General features: G+C 66.8%; 19 protein-coding genes and 2 tRNA genes. 12 read left to right on the top strand and 9 right to left on the bottom strand.

All coding sequences use genetic code 11. The features are described 5' to 3' along the window. Positions 1-302: 302 nt before the first annotated feature. The 4 genes from EPN29_12140 to EPN29_12155 all read right to left on the bottom strand — a co-directional run bounded on the left by EPN29_12140 (position 303) and on the right by EPN29_12155 (position 3,538). Positions 303-398, bottom strand: coding sequence for a hypothetical protein (locus tag EPN29_12140; GenBank protein TAN31945.1), 96 nt, complete (start codon positions 396-398; stop codon positions 303-305). Positions 399-795: 397 nt separating this feature from the next. Further along, complete coding sequence (locus EPN29_12145) at positions 796-1,575, bottom strand: ATP-binding protein (GenBank protein ID TAN31946.1); 780 nt, start codon at positions 1,573-1,575, stop codon at positions 796-798. Further along, positions 1,572-3,035, bottom strand: a complete 1,464-nt coding sequence (locus EPN29_12150) for an IS21 family transposase (protein TAN31947.1) — start codon at positions 3,033-3,035, stop codon at positions 1,572-1,574. The genes EPN29_12145 and EPN29_12150 overlap by 4 nt, the downstream gene beginning before the upstream one ends. Positions 3,036-3,462: 427 nt before the next feature. Further along, positions 3,463-3,538 (bottom strand) — tRNA-Arg (locus tag EPN29_12155). A gap of 34 nt (positions 3,539-3,572) precedes the next feature. Here EPN29_12155 and EPN29_12160 point away from each other — a divergent pair. Continuing rightward, positions 3,573-4,205, top strand: coding sequence for a hypothetical protein (locus EPN29_12160; protein ID TAN31948.1), 633 nt, complete (start codon positions 3,573-3,575; stop codon positions 4,203-4,205). Positions 4,206-4,231: 26 nt separating this feature from the next. Beyond that, positions 4,232-4,307: transfer RNA gene (locus EPN29_12165), tRNA-Arg, on the top strand. A gap of 37 nt (positions 4,308-4,344) precedes the next feature. Here EPN29_12165 and EPN29_12170 read toward each other — a convergent pair. Together EPN29_12170 and EPN29_12175 are read right to left on the bottom strand one after the other, a co-directional pair. Continuing rightward, positions 4,345-5,319: an N-acetylmuramoyl-L-alanine amidase gene (locus tag EPN29_12170; GenBank protein ID TAN31949.1), complete on the bottom strand. Its 975-nt coding sequence runs from the start codon at positions 5,317-5,319 to the stop codon at positions 4,345-4,347. Positions 5,320-5,349: 30 nt separating this feature from the next. Next, a complete protein-coding gene (locus EPN29_12175) occupies positions 5,350-5,994 on the bottom strand; it encodes a hypothetical protein (protein TAN31950.1) in 645 nt (214 codons plus the stop codon). Between the two features lie 79 nt (positions 5,995-6,073). On the opposite strand from EPN29_12175, the gene EPN29_12180 reads away from it, so the two are divergent. The 3 genes from EPN29_12180 to EPN29_12190 all read left to right on the top strand — a co-directional run bounded on the left by EPN29_12180 (position 6,074) and on the right by EPN29_12190 (position 8,743). Next, positions 6,074-7,015 carry a hypothetical protein gene (locus tag EPN29_12180; GenBank protein TAN31951.1) on the top strand — a complete coding sequence of 314 codons (942 nt, stop codon included), beginning with the start codon at positions 6,074-6,076 and terminating at the stop codon, positions 7,013-7,015. Positions 7,016-7,185: 170 nt separating this feature from the next. Continuing rightward, positions 7,186-7,929 carry a hypothetical protein gene (locus EPN29_12185; GenBank protein ID TAN31952.1) on the top strand — a complete coding sequence of 248 codons (744 nt, stop codon included), beginning with the start codon at positions 7,186-7,188 and terminating at the stop codon, positions 7,927-7,929. Next, complete coding sequence (locus tag EPN29_12190; GenBank protein ID TAN31953.1) at positions 7,691-8,743, top strand: hypothetical protein; 1,053 nt, start codon at positions 7,691-7,693, stop codon at positions 8,741-8,743. Before EPN29_12185 ends, EPN29_12190 begins: the two co-directional genes overlap by 239 nt. 180 nt (positions 8,744-8,923) lie before the next feature. Here the strand turns inward: EPN29_12190 and EPN29_12195 are convergent, their stop codons facing one another. Then, positions 8,924-9,259 carry a hypothetical protein gene (locus EPN29_12195; GenBank protein TAN31954.1) on the bottom strand — a complete coding sequence of 112 codons (336 nt, stop codon included), beginning with the start codon at positions 9,257-9,259 and terminating at the stop codon, positions 8,924-8,926. A gap of 62 nt (positions 9,260-9,321) precedes the next feature. On the opposite strand from EPN29_12195, the gene EPN29_12200 reads away from it, so the two are divergent. The 3 genes from EPN29_12200 to EPN29_12210 are packed head-to-tail and all read left to right on the top strand — an operon-like array spanning position 9,322 to position 11,610. Then, positions 9,322-9,984 (top strand): winged helix-turn-helix transcriptional regulator, encoded by a 663-nt coding sequence (locus tag EPN29_12200; protein ID TAN31955.1) that lies wholly within the window; start codon positions 9,322-9,324, stop codon positions 9,982-9,984. Then, positions 9,953-10,645, top strand: coding sequence for an NAD(P)H-hydrate epimerase (locus EPN29_12205; GenBank protein ID TAN31956.1), 693 nt, complete (start codon positions 9,953-9,955; stop codon positions 10,643-10,645). The genes EPN29_12200 and EPN29_12205 overlap by 32 nt, the downstream gene beginning before the upstream one ends. Then, positions 10,642-11,610, top strand: coding sequence for a hypothetical protein (locus tag EPN29_12210; GenBank protein TAN31957.1), 969 nt, complete (start codon positions 10,642-10,644; stop codon positions 11,608-11,610). The genes EPN29_12205 and EPN29_12210 overlap by 4 nt, the downstream gene beginning before the upstream one ends. An 11-nt stretch (positions 11,611-11,621) precedes the next feature. Here EPN29_12210 and EPN29_12215 read toward each other — a convergent pair whose 3' ends face one another. Beyond that, a complete protein-coding gene (locus EPN29_12215) occupies positions 11,622-11,978 on the bottom strand; it encodes a hypothetical protein (protein ID TAN31958.1) in 357 nt (118 codons plus the stop codon). A 150-nt stretch (positions 11,979-12,128) separates the two neighbouring features. Between EPN29_12215 and EPN29_12220 the strand changes: the two genes are divergently transcribed. From EPN29_12220 to EPN29_12235, 4 genes are read left to right on the top strand one after another with little or no spacing between them, the layout of a single operon-like run. Then, positions 12,129-13,874: an ATP-dependent DNA ligase gene (locus EPN29_12220; GenBank protein TAN31959.1), complete on the top strand. Its 1,746-nt coding sequence runs from the start codon at positions 12,129-12,131 to the stop codon at positions 13,872-13,874. Next, the gene (locus tag EPN29_12225) at positions 13,871-14,608 is read left to right on the top strand and encodes an MBL fold metallo-hydrolase (GenBank protein ID TAN31960.1); all 738 of its coding nucleotides are present in this window, start codon (positions 13,871-13,873) and stop codon (positions 14,606-14,608) included. Before EPN29_12220 ends, EPN29_12225 begins: the two co-directional genes overlap by 4 nt. A 3-nt stretch (positions 14,609-14,611) precedes the next feature. Continuing rightward, positions 14,612-15,802, top strand: a complete 1,191-nt coding sequence (locus tag EPN29_12230) for a sodium:proton antiporter (protein TAN31961.1) — start codon at positions 14,612-14,614, stop codon at positions 15,800-15,802. Beyond that, positions 15,799-16,911, top strand: coding sequence for a DUF2029 domain-containing protein (locus tag EPN29_12235; protein TAN31962.1), 1,113 nt, complete (start codon positions 15,799-15,801; stop codon positions 16,909-16,911). The genes EPN29_12230 and EPN29_12235 overlap by 4 nt, the downstream gene beginning before the upstream one ends. Here the strand turns inward: EPN29_12235 and EPN29_12240 are convergent. Continuing rightward, positions 16,868-17,497, bottom strand: a complete 630-nt coding sequence (locus tag EPN29_12240) for an ATP-dependent Clp protease proteolytic subunit (protein TAN31963.1) — start codon at positions 17,495-17,497, stop codon at positions 16,868-16,870. The genes EPN29_12235 and EPN29_12240 overlap by 44 nt on opposite strands. Positions 17,498-17,509 lie beyond the last annotated feature (12 nt).

The raw sequence follows: 17,509 nt of genomic DNA on the forward strand, positions 1-17,509 counted from the left end.
CGTTGGGATCATTTCGGGCTCCGAGCGCCCGGCCGGGCGGTCTCGAATCTCATCGCAGTTATGCCTCCGCATTCCGGAATCCGCTTCCGGCGAAGTCTGTCAGCGCGAAACCAAAGCGACAAGTCGATCGTTGGGCTGTCAATTGATCGATTGACACCTGCCTATCCCCCCGATCCTGGAGCGATCCCAGTCGCTAGGGAAATCACCACGTCGGCGATCGCACAGGCCGCTGCCGCCTCCGCTCGATTCTTGAAGCCATGTTGCCGGTAAATTCGGCCGAGGTACGTCTTGACGGTTGAAGTCTAAAGGCCGAGCTGTCCCGCGATTTCCTTGTCCGATAGGCCCTGAATGATGAGAGCAAGGACTTCGCGCTGTCGGCCCGAGAGCCTTAAGGTCATGTGGTCACCACCCTGGTTTCAAGACGTTTCTGTCCAACACTTTGTTCGAGGCCAAGATGCCTCGCCCTTACCGCCGCAGCCGTCCGGTATGTTAAGTGATAGTTGCCTGTCATTCAACAGCGGGCAATGAACTTTAGTAAAGACGGCCAAAGTCCGCGTTGCGTCCGGTTGACCGACCGAATTGATCAACGCTCAAGACGGCACGGAACCTCCTACTTTGGCGACTCTGCGCGGGAAATTGTGACCCGGCTGTGCGCCGTCGACTCAAGACAACCCCTGGAATCGACGATTTTGAATACTGCGATGATCCGGCCGGTGGTTGTTGCCACAGGGTGTCAATGGCCATCTCAAAGTCCGCGGTTTTGGCCAACTGAAAGTCCGCACCCTGTGAGGCTTCTCAGGCCTTCTTTTTAGCCAGCTCACCCCCCCTGGTCTTGGCCTCTTTCATGCGGAAGGACTCGCCCTCGGTGACGACCACGACCGCGTGGTGGAGGATGCGGTCAATCATGGAAACGGCCGTGGTCTCGTCAGGCAGGAAGTGGCCCCACTGGTCGAAGGGCCAGTGACTAGCGAGGCCCAGGCTGCGTCGCTCATAGGCGGCGGCAATGAAGCGGAAGAAGAGCTGACTTCCAGTCGGGTCGAGCGGTGCGAAGCCGAGCTCGTCGAGGATGACCAGGTCGACGCGGAGCAGGTTGTCGATTACCCGACCGACCGAGTTGTCGGCCAGACCGCGGTAGAGCGTCTCGACGAGGTCGGATGCGGTGAAATAGCGAACACGCAGTCCGGCCTGCACGGCGGCGTGACCGACGCCAACCAGAAGGTGAGACTTACCGGTGCCGGCGGGACCGACCAGGCAGAGGTTCTCCTTGGCGCGGATCCATTCCAGACTGGCGATGTAGTTGAATGTTGCCTGCGGCACCGACGAGGCCTGGACCTTGAAGTCGTCCAGGCTTTTGAGCACCGGAAAGCCGGCCTGCTTGATGCGGCCGCGCAGGTTGGACTCGTCGCGGGCGACAATCTCGGCCTCGATGAGCGTGCGCAAGAACTCATCCAGCGCCCAGCGTTGAGTCTTGGCCGTCTGGCAGACCTCGGGCGCGATGACCCTGACGCGGGCAAGCTTGAGTCGACGCAGTCCGGCGACCAAGTCGGGCGCCAGAGCGGCCGCCGGCGCGGTCATCGAACCTCCTCCAAGGCATAGGCGCTCAGAGGTCGCACGGGAACTTCAGGCAGATTCAGCTTCAAGGTCTTGCCCGGAGGTGCGGGGTTGGGTGCGAGCCAACCCGCGGCCAGGATGTCGCGCACGTCCTTGGCCTTGAAGCGGCGAAAGCGCGTCGCTCGTTCCAAGGCGGTGAGCAGCTGGTCGCGGCCCCAGCTCTGCTCCAGGCTGACGATGTCGGCCAGCTCAGCGGCCAGGCGCGAGCTGCCAGTCGCCGCTGCTGAGCGGAGGAAGGCTTCGGCTGCAGGGCCGAACGCGATGAACGCCGGCTCGGTTCCGGTGCGGACACGAATCGCCCGCGCCGGCACTCTGGGCTTGCCCTTGTAGTGCTCGTCCTTGATAGAGACCTCGCCTGGCGCCATCAGCGGATGGCGGTCGATCTGGTGACCGTCATACGCCAACACCATCTCGTGGTCGACGACCGAAACCTCGACCACCTTGCCGACCCACTCGGTCGGCAGCGAGTAGCGCGCCGAGCCGAAGCGAATCGTCTGGGTCTTGTTCACCTTGCGCAGCTCGCCGCGGCAGAGCGCCGGCCGCAGTGACGGCAGCGGTCGCATCAGCTGACGCTCCTGCTCGAGGCGCTCAGCCGGCACCGCCTGGGTCTCGCTGTGAAGTCGGCCGTTGACCTCGATTCCCCACAGCTTGGCCTGACGGTTGCCCTTGGCGATGTCGCCGCCGAAGTTGCCTTCCGGGACCACCAGGTCGCGCTGGGCATAGCCGACCAGGTTTTCGACCACGCCCTTGGATTCGGGGTCGCCGCCCTCACAGAAGTCGGGCCGGAAACCGTAGTGAGCGGCGAAGCGGACGTACTCGGGATGCGGCACCACGACGTTGGCGACAATTCCGTTCTTCAGGCAGGCCATGCGGTCGCTGAGCACCACCGCCGTCACCGCCCCGAGCTCCTCGAAGCACTCGGCCAGCAGCCCCAACGTGGTTTCCCTGGTCTCGTTGTTGGCGAAGCGCACGAACCGATATCGGCTCCAGGCCAACACCGCACAGAACATGTGCAGCCGGGCCGTGATCTTGGTCCAGTCGATGACCAGGTGCTGGCCCGGCGTGGCCACCCAGGGCCGGTACAGGCGGCGCTTCTGTCGCCAGTCCGATTTCATCTTCGCCACCGCGCGGCGCAGGTTGCGCGCCGAGCCGCTGTAGCCGGCCGCCCTCGCCACCGGCACTAATCGCTTCGCCGAGATGCGACCGTCGGTGGCTTCTACCTTCTTGGCGATGACTGCCATCACGGCATCCGTGTTCTTGGTCAGCGGACGCGGCCGCCGGATCCACGGACCGCCGGCCTGGTGTCGCTCGACTGCACGCTTGACCGTCTTGTCGGTGGTGCCGCAGGCCCGCGCGGCCGCCCGGTAGCTCCCTAGTTGGTGAAACGCATCGATGATGTTCAAGTGCTCCCTCGTCGTCTTCAATAGGTGGGTCCTCCGGCTGGGCTGGTGGGATTGAGACGTCTCCACTTTGCCCGGCCCGGGGGACACCCCCGATGGCTAAATCAGACGGTCGAAGGTGCGGACTTTCGCTGGCCACAGACGCGTACTTTCACATGGCCACGCGCACAGGGTTGACCCCTTTGAATACCGAGGCCCTCACAAGGCAGCTCAGCGACCTGCGATGCGATCGGGTCGGACTGCAGAATGCGATCGACCTGGACAAGCCTTCCGTCTCGCGACGAGATCGAGACCATTCTTGCCGAAGTCTGCGACATGATCGCGTCGGGAACCAGAGAGGACCATGAGGCTGTCACCTCAGTCCTTGTCGGGCCGACACGGGTAGAGGGCCGGCACTCGATCCAGCCGTCGTTCATCGTGCCCACCCAAAAGGTTCGCGTTCTGTCAAGAGTGGTGCGCCTGGCAGGAATTGAACCTGCTGCCTTTCGGTCCGGAGCCGAACGCTCTATCCGGTGAGCTACAGGCGCGTGATGTCTCCAGCAGTCTAAACTGCGGGCCGCCGTGACCCGGCTGACCTCCATCATCGTCCTGAGCGCGCTCCTCGTCGCCTGCGAGGCCGCCGCGCAGCCAGTGCCCACCCCAAGTCCGAGCCCGACGCCTCACACATCCCCGTCGGTCGCCAGCCTTCAACCAGGCGACGTACCCACCGGCCTCAACGCCTGTCTGGGATCGGGGCCGATCGATGTGTACCTGACGAACCTGGCGGCCGGCGATGCGCCTCTTGCCACCAGGGTGGAGGTGCAGTGGCTGCACCTGCGCGCCGCGGGCGCGCTCGATGCGGCGATCTCGCTTTTCGCCGCCAACCCTTCCGCCTGCAATGTCGAGCTCGCCGCGACGCCCGACATCAAGGCGGCGGCCAGTTTTGTCGCCGTCTTCGCCGACGCTGGGCAGGCCGAGCGCGCTTGGGAATCCGGTGTGTTCGGCCTCGTCCCACCGGCCCGTGGCGAGCTGCCGCCGGGACTCAACCGCGGCACCGTCACCGGGCTCGGCCTCAGCTCGTGGACTTACGATCACGCACCGCTTCGGCTGGCCTGCTGGCACCGGTCGGTCTTTGTCGCGCTGGTGGCGGTGAGCAACCTCGACGCGACCGCATTCAAGACCGCGACGGCCGCCGTCGATGCTCGCTTAAACTGAGTGGCGCGCTGCGCTGAACCGCTCGCGCGCCTGTAGCTCACCGGATAGAGCGCTTGCCTGCGGAGCAAGAGGCAGCAAGTTCGATTCTTGCCAGGCGCACCACCCCGTGACGGGCTCTGAGCAGGTGACCACCCGCCGCTCAGCCGGCGGCGCTCAGGTACTTCAAGAGGCCGGACGCCAACGCCCCCGCGATCCGCTGCTGGCCGGCCGGGTCGGCCGCCAGCTGGGCGTCCGCCGGGTTGGTCACGAACAAGGGCTCGACCAACGCTCCGGGCATCTGGCTTGGGTTGTCGACCCAGCCCGAGGCCGTCGGACCGAGCTCGATGAGATGGCCGTAAGCGCTGCCGGCGTTCGTCAGCGTGGGCGCCGCCAGCTGGTCGTCGGTCCACACGCCGCGATCAGATGTCCCCAGCTCAGCGACCAGCGCCGACTGCAGGTCAGCGGCCAGCTGCTTGTTGGCCGCGGCAAAGGGGCGTGCAACGTCATAGAACGTCTCCGTGCCGCCGACCGACGGGTCGTCAAAGCCGTTGAAATGGATCGACAGCAGAACGGACGCACCGGCGGCGTTGGCGCAAGCCGCCCGGGCCAGCAGATCCCGATGCTCGGCGTCATCGGTGAGGGCGCCGGTCGCGGAGTCGGAAGCCGACAGCTTGATCACGCTTGAATCCTGCGTTCGCGCCATGACCACGCGATAGCCGTCGGCACGCAAAAGGGTGCTCAGGCGCGTGGCCACGGCGAGCGCGGAATCCTTCTCCAACACCTGGTGACCTCCGGCCGCACCGACGACACCCGGGTCGAGCCCGCCGTGGCCCGCATCGAGGAAGACCGTCCTGACGGAGTTCCCATGAGTCGGTGGATAGCTGATGCATGCTCCCGACTCAAGGCCGCTCAACGGGACCTGACTGGCGGCCAGCGACGGCGTCAGGCCGCCCAATGAGCCGAGGTTGGCGGTGATCGCGCTCGCCGCCCGGGTCACGCCGATCACGCGTACCGCCACGATGGCGAGCGCGACCAAGAGCGCCACGGCTAGCGCTGTGCGAAGCAGGGGCGAAGGGCCCCGCCGGCGCCGAGTGCGGAGTGGGACGTGGCGGGCGTTTGCGATCGGCCCGGCAATTCTAGGCCGAGTCGGATCTCGGCCGAATAGCTACTTGATCCGGCTGTTCTCCGCGAGGGCCGCCTTCTTGCAGGCCGCTGGATCGATGTTGAGGATCGCCAGGATGACCATGAACGCCTTGTTCTGCCACACCGCCACGTAGAAGGACTGAGTGGCGATGGCGATGCTGAGCACGATCGAATTGGCGGTCAGGCCGGTCTGGGTGCCTTCGAGCACCGGCGCCCCTCCCCCCTTCAGCGAGCTCGCGCTGAAGCCGAATATCGACTCGCTCGTAAATCCCTTTGACGCGGTCGCCTCGTCTTTGAACTGGATGGCGAAGTTGACCACGAGCTTGTAGGTCGCGGAGCTGATGTCGGAGCTGTTCGACTCGATCGTCGAACAGTGCGCGGCGCTGTCCGTGTAGAACGCGGTGTAGGCGGCGGTGGCGCCGTTTTTCCTGGCCGCATCCCATTCGCCCTTGGTCGATGTGTAGGTGTTCGGATCTTTCGCCTTGGCCTTGTTGAGGAAGGTGTCGATGTCGCCCGACAGGTCGCACTTCTGTATCCCGGCGGGGAGGTCGGCGGGCTGGACGGACACGCTGGAGGGGGTCGGCCCCTGGACCGGGTTCGACCCCTTGCCGCCACAGGCGAAGAGCATCAGGGCGACGACCAGTCCGGCGAAGGATTTGCGAACCATCAAAGAAGGCTAGCAGCGCCCGGACCGAAGCCGTGCACCTCCGGCAAGGGCGTTGTGGCAACATGCAGTCGGCCTCGACATGCCACTCGATTTGCAGGCCGCCGCCACTGAATACCTCGGCTGGCTTCAACTGGAAGCGAACCGCAGCCCGAACACGGTCCGGGCCTACGGGTCCGAGCTGCGAAAGCTGATCGGTTTTCTGGCCGGCCACGAACACTCGCTCTCGCTCGACCAACTTCGGCACGACGACCTGCGCGCCTATCAGCGCCACCTGGCGGGCCGGTTGAAGAGCCCGGCGTCACGCGCTCGCGCGCTCGTCGCCATCCGCTCGTGGTTGCGCTGGATCGCGAAGGAGGGACTCATCGAGCGGGACCTGTCCAACGGCATCACGCTCCCCAAGCTCGAGCAGCGCCTGCCCAAGCCGATCGACCCGGATGAGCTGGCACGGCTGCTCGCGGCCCTGCCGACCGAGACCGTGCACGAGAAGCGCGACCGCGCGCTGGTCCAGTTCCTGGTCAGCACCGGATGCCGTATTTCCGAGGCGCTGGCGCTCGATCGCACCGACTTCCCGCGCTCTGGCAACAGGCTGGTGGTCACAGGCAAAGGTGCCAAGCAGCGCGCGGTCTATCTCACCGCCGACGCGCGGACGGCGCTCGAGGGCTACCTGGCGGTGCGCGACGACGCTTGCCTGGCGCTTTTCGTCAACTTCGACCGGTCCGCGGCCGACGACGGCGGCCGGCGGCTGACCGCGGCGGGTGCGCGCTACATCGTGCGCCGCATTCGACGCGAGCTCGGCGCCTGGTCGTTCAAGTCGCCGCACGTGGCGCGACACACTGCCGCCACGACCCTGCTCGAGGTGACTGGAGGTGATGTGCGCCTGGTCCAGGAGGTCCTGGGCCACGCCAACCTCAACACCCTGCAGGGTTACACCAAGATCGTCGACAGCCGCAAGCAGGAAGCGTACCGCCGCTACCAGGAGTTCCTGGACGAGAAGAAGAAAGCGGGCCCCCAGTCACTGTGAGCACGCTGCACGCCACTGAGGGTTAAGGCCGCGCGGCCAGAACACGTTGGCGCACTGCCAACGGAGCCGCTCGACATCGAAGACTGACCGGTCACCGGGGATGAATCGGCGGTGTCGTGCATTGCCCGGAACCCTACAAAAGTGTATGGTAGCAGCGAACAGACGACACCATGGCATGCTCCGAAGTTCCCGACTGGTACCTTTCGCGGCGAATCGCCGTCGTCGACCTGGGCTCCGCAACATGGCGCAAGGCCCGAGCTGAGGTCGTACCGCCGGGCTACGCCGCCGACGAATGTTTGCGCCGACTGGCTAAGGCCGGGAAAGTCCGACGGATCGGCCGTGGACTGTATGTCCTTATCGATCCGGTGCGCGAGACCCCGCCCATCGCAATAGCCAGCACTCTGTTTGCAGACGAGCCGCACTACGTGACCACCGACGCGGCTCTTGCCTTTCACGGGGTTATCGACCAGCCAATCCGACAGATCGCGGTCGTGCTTACTCACAGCCGACGCGCGATCGACGCCGGTCCAGCAGTGGTTCGACCGGTCACGATGAGGGCGGATCGATTCACAACTTCAGATGCCTACGACACCACCACTGAGGGCTTCAAGATCAGGGTGGCAACCCGCGATCAAGCCGTGGTCGACGCCCTGACAGAACCCGCCTGGATGGTGCATGGAGACCTCCTCGCCGAGGTGTTGGCCACATTCACCGTCGATGAGATTGAACGCACGGCATCCGCCGCAACGGCCCGGTCTAAGGCAGCCGCGCAACGCTTGGGTTACCTGCTCGAGGATGCCGGCCGCCCGGTGGCCGATTCGCTTGCGAGCCTCCGCCCGGTGCGGGCCGTCCGGCTACGGCCCGGTCATCGGACCGGTGGACCGTACTCGACGCGTTGGCGCGTGTATGGCTGACTCACGCGACCAAGAACAGATCGCGGCCGACTACAGGCGCGCCCGCGCAGCCCGCGATGTGAATGCGATGCGGCGCTTTCAGAACGAAGAAGCGTGCTTTGTCTTGCTGGCCATCCTCGAGCGCCTCGCCACCGAGAAATCGAGCTTTATCCACGGCGTCGCACTCAAGGGCGGAATCCTGATGGCCGGCGAACTCCATTCGCCACGATCGTCCGCTGACATCGATGCCACGACCGGACACATGCAGCGGCTCGAGGCCGATCAGGTGATCGGCGACCTGCGGCGCGCTGGTCGTGCATTCAACGTGCGACCGGACGGGGAGCCGGAGCGCACCCCTGGAGGTCTGATCGTCCACTTTCGATTCGACTCGATCACCGATGCGGGTTCGGCCAAACTCGAGGTCAGCGTTCGCGAGGACCTCATCTTTGCAGTCCGCGACGCCTTCTTCGACGTGTCCGCATTCGGGCTGTCGCCGTTTGAGGTGCCTGCCGTGGCCCAAGTGGAGCTGGTCGCGGAGAAGATCCGTACCGTAGTCCAGCGGGCTCAACCTCGGGATCTGTTCGACCTGAGGTTCTACCTGGTTCAGTCGGGTTGGCATCTCGACGCGGGAGACCTACGAAAAGCCGTCGATGCCAAACTCGCACTTACTCGATACCGTCGTTGGCGCGCTGGACTGTGGCGCAATAACATCGCCGCCATCGAGAAGGCTTGGGACGAGAACCTTCTCTCGTGGATTGATCCAAACCAGCTGCCGCCATTCGACACCGCCCTCGAGGAGGTCGACCGACGACTACGCGAACTGCACCTGGATTGAGGCTGCGCGGCGCCTGAGAGCGATCTGGTTGTCACGAGATCCGTTACAGACCGATCTGGTTACTACACGACCTCATGCGGTCCAGGTTCCACAAACCGATCTGGTTGGAGCATGCAGCGGGAACCAGATCTAGGCAAAGGAAAGGCCGGAATCGTATTCGAATCCGGCCTGGTAAGGCTTCTACTCGTCCTCGATCTGGTTGAACATCAGGCTGTCCTGGATCTCGTAGAGGGCGTCCATCGCCTCCATCACCGAGGCTGGCTTGGCCTGCGCCAGGACGATGACCTCCGGCGAGTCCTCGATCACCTTGTTGATCGCGACCGAGAGCACCGGCGGCATCTGCCGCTGGTCGGCGAGATTCAGCATCTCGAGCTCGTTCAGGAGCTTGTCGATGTGGTGCATCTTGTTCCGCCGCGCATACTTGGCCCGCTGGACGCGACGCTCGCGTGCAGTCATGTGCTCGATGGCGCGGCTGGCCTGCTTGATCATGGTCACGGTTCTTTTCTCCTCAGCCATTTTAAGGCCTCACAGCCTTTTGTCAAGGACCATATGTAATAAATGCCCAAGGGTGTGGTAGCATGGCGCGCCAGCGAGCGGATGAGCCCAACATGATCGCCGGCCATTCGACCCGCATGGAAGTCCTGGAGCTGCTCCGGCGCAGGGGCCGCTGTAGCGCCGAGACCATGGCCGCGGACCTTGGCGTGACGCCCAACGCGGTGCGCCAGCACCTGACCAACCTCGAGCGAGACGGTTTCGTCGTCAGCCACCCCGAGCGGAGCCGCCGCGGGCGGCCGGCCCTCCTCTTCTCGCTGACGGAGCGCGCCGACTCGGTCTTTCCCAAGCGCTACGGCCAGCTCGCGACCATGGTGCTGCAGGAGGTCCAGGAGATGGGCGGCCCAGCGGCCCTCGACGAGGTCTTCGAGCGCGTCGCCACCCGGCACGCGGCCGCAATCGCGCCCGACCTCCACGGCCTCGAATTTGACGAGAAGCTGCGCCGGGTGGTGGCGTGGATCGGGCGGGCCGGGACGCTCGCCGAGCAGACCGAGACTGCGGAAGGAGTTAAGGTGATGATTCACAACTGCCCCTTCCGCAACACCGCGCTCAAGTTCCCCCAGGTCTGCGCCATCACGCCCCACCTCATGTCGCAGCTGCTGGGCACAGCGGTCTCGCAGTCGGACTCCATCCACCGTCACGACCCCTACTGCTCGTTTGTCGTCCAGCGGCCTTCCGGCGCTCAGTAGCCGGCAAGTCAAGGAGGTCGACGCGCTCGCGTGGGAGCGCTTCGGCATCTCGGTCGACTGGTTGATGGAGGCGGCCGGCTGGCAGGTCGCGCGGTCTTGCCCGGTGCCGGCGGCCGTCGTCTGCGGCGTCGGCAACAACGCCGGTGACGGCCTGGCGGCCGCCCGTCACCTGCACCGCTGGGGCAGGCTCGCGAGCGTCTGCTGCGTCGATACGGGCCGGTTGCGCGAGGCCGCCGGCCGGGAGCTCGAAAGCCTGCGCAGGATCGGGGTCGCCGTCTCCGGCGAGCTCCGGCTCGATGGCGCTGAGATGGTCGTCGACGCCATCTTCGGGACCGGGCTCTCCCGGCCGCCGGAAGGCCGTTTTGCCGCCTGCATCGAGGCGATCAACGCATCGGGTCTGCCGGTGCTTGCGGTCGACCTGCCGTCGGGGCTCGACGCCGACTCCGGCGTCGCCTACGCTCCAACTGTGAAGGCTTCGACGACGGTCACGCTCGGGCTGCCCAAACCCGGCCTACTCAAGGGAGACGGCCCCGGACTCGCGGGCGAGGTCTGGGTGGCGGATATCGGCGTTCCGTTCGAGGCCTACGCCGCGCTGGGATTGGATGTCCCGCCTCACCTCTTCTCGGCCCAGGATCGGGTGCGTTTGGACGCGATCCGATGACCCGCGAGGTGGTTTGGGATCGGGGCGTCTCGCTCCCCGGACACCGGCTGTGGCTCGATCCGCTGGTGGTGCGCACGTTCGCCTTCATCTCGCACGCCCACACCGACCACGCACGCCGGCACAAAGAGGCGCTGCTGACACCCCAGACGCTGGCCCTGATCCCCGAAGCCCGCCGGCCGCGCGGGTGGCGGATGCTCGGCTACCGGGAGCCGATGCGGCGCGGACAGGCCACCGTCACGCTTTACCCGGCGGGCCACATGCTCGGATCGGCACAGCTTTGCTTCGAGCACGCCGGGACGAGCCTGCTGTACACGGGCGACATCAAGCTGCGCCAGCCGGGCGGGGACGCGCCCACTTTCGTGCCCAGGACGGACGTGCTGGTGCTCGAGAGCACGTACGGGCGGCCGCACTTCCGCTTTGGCGACCCGGACTCGACTGTCGAAGCCATGGCGCGATGGTGCCGCCGAGCGATCGACAGCCGCGTGACGCCGGTGCTGCTGTGCCACGCGCTCGGCAAGGCCGAGGAGGTCATGCTCGCGCTGTCGCCTTATGGCTTCACGTTCGCGCTGGAGAAGCGATGCGCGCCGTATGCGCGCGAGTACGCGACGGCCGGGCGGCCGCTGCCCCAATGGGTGGAGCTGGATGGGCAGGCCGAGCCCGGGCGTGTGGTGATCGCACCGCCCGCGGGCAAAGACGAGGTCCGCAGGCTCGATCGCTACCGGACGGCGCTGGTGTCCGGATGGGCGAAGGACGCCGAGTTCGCCCGCCTCTTCGGCGCGGACGCCACCTTCGATTTGTCCGACCACTGCGACTTCGATGAGCTGATGGAGGTCGTCGAGCGTTCAGGCGCCGACCAGGTCTACACGGTGCACGGCTACACCGAGGACCTCGCGCGTCACCTGCGCAAGCGCGGCATCCGGGCCTCAGCCCTCGAGGCGACTGAACAGCTGGCTCTCGCGCTCTAGGGGCCGGAGACTCAGCGCAAAGCCCAACCGGAGCGCAGGACCGCCCGGCGCAGGTCGGCGTCGACCGCCGCCGCGTCGCTGAGCCCGGTCAGCAGCAGGTCGACCCATGCGGTCAGGTCGACCGGAGGCACCAGTTCCAACCCTTCGCTCTTGACCCTGGCGCGAAAGCTCCTGCCTGCGGCTTCGATCATCACCTCGGTGATCGGGCCGCGGTTGAGATGACCGCGCTTGACCTTGGCGATCGGGACCCGCTCGACGAGGTAGTCGAGCAGCTCGGTCGAATCCCGCTCTTCACTCGTGGGCACGTGGCAGAAGACGCAGGCGCCCTCGAGCGGTAGAGTTGGCGCCCCGCAGACGGAGCAGTTCAATCCGTGTAGCGCGTGATCGATTGGTCCTCACGCCGCTTCTCGGACCGGTACAGGGGGCAGTCTTCGAAGTTGCGGACGCAGATGGGCGGGCTGTCGCTCAACGCGTACTTGCGCTTCGAGCGCCGGTCGACATGACAGTCGAATCGATAGATGCGCAGCACCGAGCGCCGTTCCTTCAGGTATTCCTCGAGAAACGGACAGCGACGCATCGAGAATTACGATAGGCCACCGTGCTCGGACATGCTTGATTTCGCGCGAGCCGCCGCGGCGGTCGGAGCCACCTCCGCCACGCTCGAGAAGACACGCCTCCTCGCCGCCTACCTGCGAACCCTCGACCCCGACGACCTCCGACGGGCCGCGGTGTTCCTGACCGGGCGTGCTTTCAGCCCATCCCAGCGACGCACGCTCGGACTCGGCTGGTCGGCCGTGAGCAAGGTGGTGTCGAGGATTTCGGGCCGAGCGCCCGAGGAGCTCGACTTGCTGTTTCAAAAGCACTCCGACCTCGGTGACTGGGCGGGCGAGGCGCTCACCGGCCGGACTCAGCCGGTTCACGTGTCGCTGGAGGAGGTGGCGGGAACGCTCGAATCGATCCGGACCGCGCGCGGGGGGGCGAAAACCGCGCCTCTCGAGCACCTCGTTCGACGGCTCGATCCGGAGGCGGCGAGGTTCCTGATCAAGATCATCGCGGGCGAGCTGCGCATCGGCTTGAGCGAGGGCCTGGTGGAGGCCGCGGTCGCCGAAGCGTTCGCGGTCCCGATCACGCAGGTCAAGCGCGTCCATCTCATCACCGGCGACATCGGCGAGACGGCGGTGCGGTGCAAGCTTGGAACGCTCGATACCACCGCGGTCACCCTGTTCCAGCCGGTGCGCTTCATGCTCGCCAGCCCCGTCGAGACCGCCGCCGAGGCCTTCGACCGGATGGGCGCGGACAGGGTTTGGACGGAGGAGAAGTACGACGGCGTCCGCTGCCAGCTCCATCGCCAGGGCGCTCGGGTCGAGCTCTTCTCGCGTGACCTGAAGGAGACGACCACCGCGTTCCCGGAGCTGGCGGAGAAGGCTCAGAGCATCGGCCACGACGTCCTCCTCGACGGCGAGGTGCTGGCACACCGCGCCGGTCGTGTGCTGCGCTTCTTCGAGCTCCAGCACCGCCTGGGCCGCAAGCAGGTGGCGGCCGAGCTGAGGCGCGAGGTGCCTGTGGCGCTGGTGATCTTCGACCTGCTGTGGCTCGACGGCCGCTCACTGCTGGACGAGCCGCTCGACCGGCGCCGCAAGCTGCTCGAGAGCTTGGGGGTTGAGCATCCCTTCCTCCTGGCCAGGGTGGAGGAGGCGACCGGCCCCGAAGACCTCGAGCGGATCTTCGCCGAGACTCGCGCGCGGGGCAACGAAGGGTTGATGGTCAAGGACCCGCTGAGCCCTTACACGCCGGGGCGCCGCGGGCTGGCCTGGCTGAAGCTGAAGCGGCCGCTGGCGACACTCGACGTGGTCGTGACCGCGGTCGAGTGGGGACACGGCAAACGCAAGGGGGTTCTCTCCGACTACACGTTCGCGGTCAAGGACGCCGGCGCCGACCGCCTCGTCAACGTCGGCAAGGCTTACACCGGCCTCACCGACGCCGAGATCGCCACCATGACCGAGCGGTTCCTCGCCCTCACCATCGAAAACCTCGGCCGAGCGCGCGTGGTGCGCCCCGAAGTCGTGCTCGAGGTCGCATTCGATTCCATCCAGCACTCGGGCCGCCACCTGAGCGGCTATGCGCTTCGCTTTCCGCGCATCGTCCGCATCCGCGACGACAAGCCGGTGGAGGAGATCGACACGCTCGAGCGCGTCGCCGAGCTGTATGACCGCTATTTCGGGGAGAAGACCGAGGTCTCGCTGTCGGAGGTCGCAGAGACATGAAGCTCACCTTCATGGGCACGGCCGGCGCCCGGTTCATGGTCGCCAAGCAGCTCGCGGCGTCCGGCGGTCTTTACGTCGAAGACGGGGACGCGCGCATCAGCCTCGACCCCGGGCCGGGGGCCATCGTGCAGTATGCGAAGCGCAAGGTCGACCTGACCAAGTTGGACGCCATCGTCCTCAGCCACCGTCACCTCGACCACTCCGGCGACGTCAACGTGATGATCGAGGCGATGACCGAGGGCGGCTTCCGCCGCCGCGGCCGGCTTTTCTGCCCGTCCGACGCCCTCGACGACGACCCCGTGGTGCTCAACTATCTCCGCCGGTTTCCGCAGGAGGTGGTGCGCCTGCAGCCGGAAAGCTCGTACGCCGTCAACGGCCTCTCCTTCACCACGAGCCCGCGACACATCCACCAGGCCGAGACGTATGGGTTCCGTTTCGGCGACAAGCTCGGTTGGGTCACCGACTCCGCCTACTACGACGGCATCGCCGAACAGCACAGGGCCGAGGTGATGGTGATCCACCTCGTCCTGATGCAGTGCCGGCCCGAGCTGCCGCATCTGTGCCTCGAGGACGCCGAACGCATCATCCGTGAGGCCAAGCCGCGCCTGGCGATCCTCACGCACTTCGGGATGACCGTCTGGCGGGCCCATCCGTGGGAGCTCGCCGCCGACCTGACGCAGAGACTGGGGACGGAGGTCAAAGCCGCGCGTGACGGGATGCGCGTCGAGATCTGAGCGATGACACCGCAGCAGCGATTCCTCCTCCTGCTGATCCTGGTCGGAGCCCTCGCCACCGTCCTCGGCCTGGTTTCGAGGCGCGCCCGGCTGCTGCCCTATCCGGTGGTGCTGGCGGCGGCCGGCATCGCGATCGGGCTGCTTCCCGGCGGGCGGTTCCCGCGCGTCGGCGCGGACGTGATCCTGCTGGCGTTCGTGCCGGGCCTGGTCTTCGAAGCCGCGCTCACGCTCGACCTGGGCGAGCTGCGCCGGCAGTTCGTCTCGGTCGGCCTCCTGGCCAGCGCCGGCGTGGCCCTCACCGTGCTGCTGATCGGCGCCCTGACTCACCTCATCCTCGGGTTGAGCTGGGCGAGCGGCATGCTGCTGGGGGCGATCCTCGCGGCCACGGATCCGATTGCCGTGATCACGTTGCTGCGCCGCCTCAAGGCGCCGGCCGGCCTGGCTGCCATCCTCGAGGGTGAGAGCCTGTTCAACGACGGCACCGGGGTCGCCGTCTTCACGGCCGTGCTGGCCACCATTCTCAGCGGCGCGCCATCGGCCGGCGACGCGACGCTGCGCTTTTTCGAGATCACCGTCGGCGGCACGGCGCTGGGATTGGGCGCCGGCTTTCTGGGGCTCGCCCTCCTTCGATTCGCGGAGGACGCGCCGCTGGAGATCCTGGCCACGCTGGTCATCGCCTACGGCAGCTACCTCGTCGCCGACGTCATGCACGCGTCAGGGATCGTCGCCGCCGTCGTCGCGGGCATCGTGGTGGCCCGATACGGCTCGGCGATCGGCCGCCTGCACGGCCCTCAGCTGCTCGGTTTCTGGAACCTGCTCGCTTTCGTCCTCAACGCGATGCTCTTCATCCTGGTCGGGGCCGCGCTGCCGGCGTGGAAGCTGCTGCCCGTGGCCGGGATGGTGGCCGTGGCGTTCGTGATCATGCTCGTCACCCGCGCGATCCCGGTTTACGGGCTGCTCGGAGCGGCGGCCCTGCGGCCGCCGGCCATACCCTGGCGGTGGCGGCATCTCACCTTCTGGTCCGGGCTGCGCGGCGCGCTCTCTGTGGCGCTGGCGCTTTCGGTCGCAGGCGTGACCGGGGTGGACAGCCGCGTCTCGCTGATCGCCTACGGCGTGGTCCTGCTCTCGCTCCTCGTGCAGGGCGCCCTCATCACACCGATCACGCGCGGCCTTCGTCTCGAGATTCCGGCATGAACGCCTGGCGGTGGCGGGGGAAGGTGGCGCTGCTGGCGGTGGCGGTCGGCTTCGTCATCTACCCGCTCATCGAAACCGGCAACGACGTCATCAACTCGGACTGGCCCGCGTTCGCCACCGGCGCCCGGGTGCTGGTCAGCGATCCCGCGCACCTCTACGACCTGGACGTGCAGCGTCGCGTCCAGTTCGAAGTCACGGGCGGCCGGACCCTGGTCAGCCTCGGCATCCACGGCATCCTTCCTTTCGTCGCCCCGGCCTGGGTCGCGTTTTTCGCGGTGCCTTTCGAACTCCTCGGGACGAACCTGGGCGGCAGGCTGTGGATCCTGTTCGGGCTCGGCTGCTTTGCGCTCGGCCTCCTGCTCGCCGTCCGGCCGAGACCTCCGTCGGCCATCCTGCCCGCGTTTGCCGGCATGCCCACGGCGCTGTTGCTGCTCAACGCCCAGGTGGACGGCCTGGTCGCGCTCGGCTTCGGCGGCGCCATCGCCCTGTGGTCGCGCCCTTACCTGGCCGGGCTGTGCCTGGGCTTGACCCTGGTCAAGCCGCAGCTGGTGCTGCCGGCCGGCGCCGCGCTTTTGCTGACGCGGCGGTGGAGAGTCCTGGCGGGCTGGGCGGCGGCCGGAGCCCTGATGTGCGCGGCCGCCGCCGTCCTCAACCCACGGTGGGTGCTCGACTGGCTGCCGGCGCTCAACGGCCCGGTGCGACCGGGCAGCCGCGAGATCGACCTTCCCCATTTCGGGACCGTGCTGCCCGCCTTTGGGGGTTACGCCGTGGCGGTGCTGTCCCTCGCCACGCTGGTCGCGATCGTGGCCCTCGCGAACCATCGCCGCGCCGAATTCCGGCCCGCCGCCGCCGTGCTGGTCGCCGGCGGTGTCCTGGTGGCGCCGCACGCCCTGCCGACCGACTTCGTGCTCGTGGCGGTGGCGATGGCGATCTGGGGCGAAGCCGGATGGGCGGACTGGCTGCTGCTGTCAGCCGGCGCGGCGATCGCGGCGCTCACACCGGCGCCGGCACCGGCGGCCGTCGGGGTGCTGGTGGTGGGTTGGCTGTGCCTGCGGATCGCCGGCGTCAGCTGGTGGCGGCGAGCACCGGTACCGGCGTCTGCTCGATGATCCCGTCGATCAACCCATACTCGACCGCCTCCTGCGGGTTGAGGAAGAAGTCGCGGTCGGTATCCCGGTCGACGCGCTCAAGCGGCTGGCCGGTGTGCTTGGCGATGAGCTCGTTCAGCACGCCCTTGATGCGCACGATCTCTCGAGCGTGGATGTCCAGGTCGCTCGCCTGACCCTGTAGACCCCGGCCGCCGATGAGCGGTTGGTGCATGTGGATCGTCGCGCTCGGCAGCGAGAACCGGCGGCCCTTGGCGCCCGCCATGAGCACCACGGTGCCGAAGCTCGCCGCGCGGCCGATGCACACCGTGGAGATCGGCGACTGGACGTACTGCATCGTGTCGTAGATCGCGAAACCGGCGCTCACGGCACCTCCCGGCGAGTTGACGTAAATCTGGATCTCCTTCTCGGGGTCGTCGGCCGAGAGATAGATGAGCTGGGCGACGACCAGGTTGGCGACGACGTCATCGATGGGCCGCCCGATGAGGATGATCCGGTCCTTGAGGAGCCGTGAGTAGATGTCGAAGGTACGCTCGCGGTTGCCGCCCTCGTTTTCCGTGACGGTCGGTATGTAGGCCACTGCAGGCACTTTACCAGGGCT

It is taken from the genome of bacterium (assembly GCA_004299235.1).
Taxonomy (GTDB): Bacteria; Chloroflexota; Dormibacteria; order Dormibacterales; family Dormibacteraceae; genus SCQL01.

What these genes read in the sequence shown, in the direction of transcription:
- EPN29_12235 (TAN31962.1), top strand. Translation starts at nt 15,799, where the DNA reads ATGAACGCCTGGCGGTGGCGGGGGAAGGTGGCGCTGCTGGCGGTGGCG.
- EPN29_12185 (TAN31952.1), top strand. Translation starts at nt 7,186, where the DNA reads ATGGCATGCTCCGAAGTTCCCGACTGGTACCTTTCGCGGCGAATCGCC.
- EPN29_12220 (TAN31959.1), top strand. Translation starts at nt 12,129, where the DNA reads ATGCGCAGCACCGAGCGCCGTTCCTTCAGGTATTCCTCGAGAAACGGA.
- EPN29_12225 (TAN31960.1), top strand. Translation starts at nt 13,871, where the DNA reads ATGAAGCTCACCTTCATGGGCACGGCCGGCGCCCGGTTCATGGTCGCC.
- EPN29_12145 (TAN31946.1), bottom strand. Translation starts at nt 1,575, where the DNA reads ATGACCGCGCCGGCGGCCGCTCTGGCGCCCGACTTGGTCGCCGGACTG.
- EPN29_12175 (TAN31950.1), bottom strand. Translation starts at nt 5,994, where the DNA reads ATGGTTCGCAAATCCTTCGCCGGACTGGTCGTCGCCCTGATGCTCTTC.
- EPN29_12180 (TAN31951.1), top strand. Translation starts at nt 6,074, where the DNA reads ATGCCACTCGATTTGCAGGCCGCCGCCACTGAATACCTCGGCTGGCTT.
- EPN29_12230 (TAN31961.1), top strand. Translation starts at nt 14,612, where the DNA reads ATGACACCGCAGCAGCGATTCCTCCTCCTGCTGATCCTGGTCGGAGCC.
- EPN29_12195 (TAN31954.1), bottom strand. Translation starts at nt 9,259, where the DNA reads ATGGCTGAGGAGAAAAGAACCGTGACCATGATCAAGCAGGCCAGCCGC.
- EPN29_12200 (TAN31955.1), top strand. Translation starts at nt 9,322, where the DNA reads ATGGCGCGCCAGCGAGCGGATGAGCCCAACATGATCGCCGGCCATTCG.
- EPN29_12210 (TAN31957.1), top strand. Translation starts at nt 10,642, where the DNA reads ATGACCCGCGAGGTGGTTTGGGATCGGGGCGTCTCGCTCCCCGGACAC.
- EPN29_12140 (TAN31945.1), bottom strand. Translation starts at nt 398, where the DNA reads ATGACCTTAAGGCTCTCGGGCCGACAGCGCGAAGTCCTTGCTCTCATC.
- EPN29_12190 (TAN31953.1), top strand. Translation starts at nt 7,691, where the DNA reads ATGGAGACCTCCTCGCCGAGGTGTTGGCCACATTCACCGTCGATGAGA.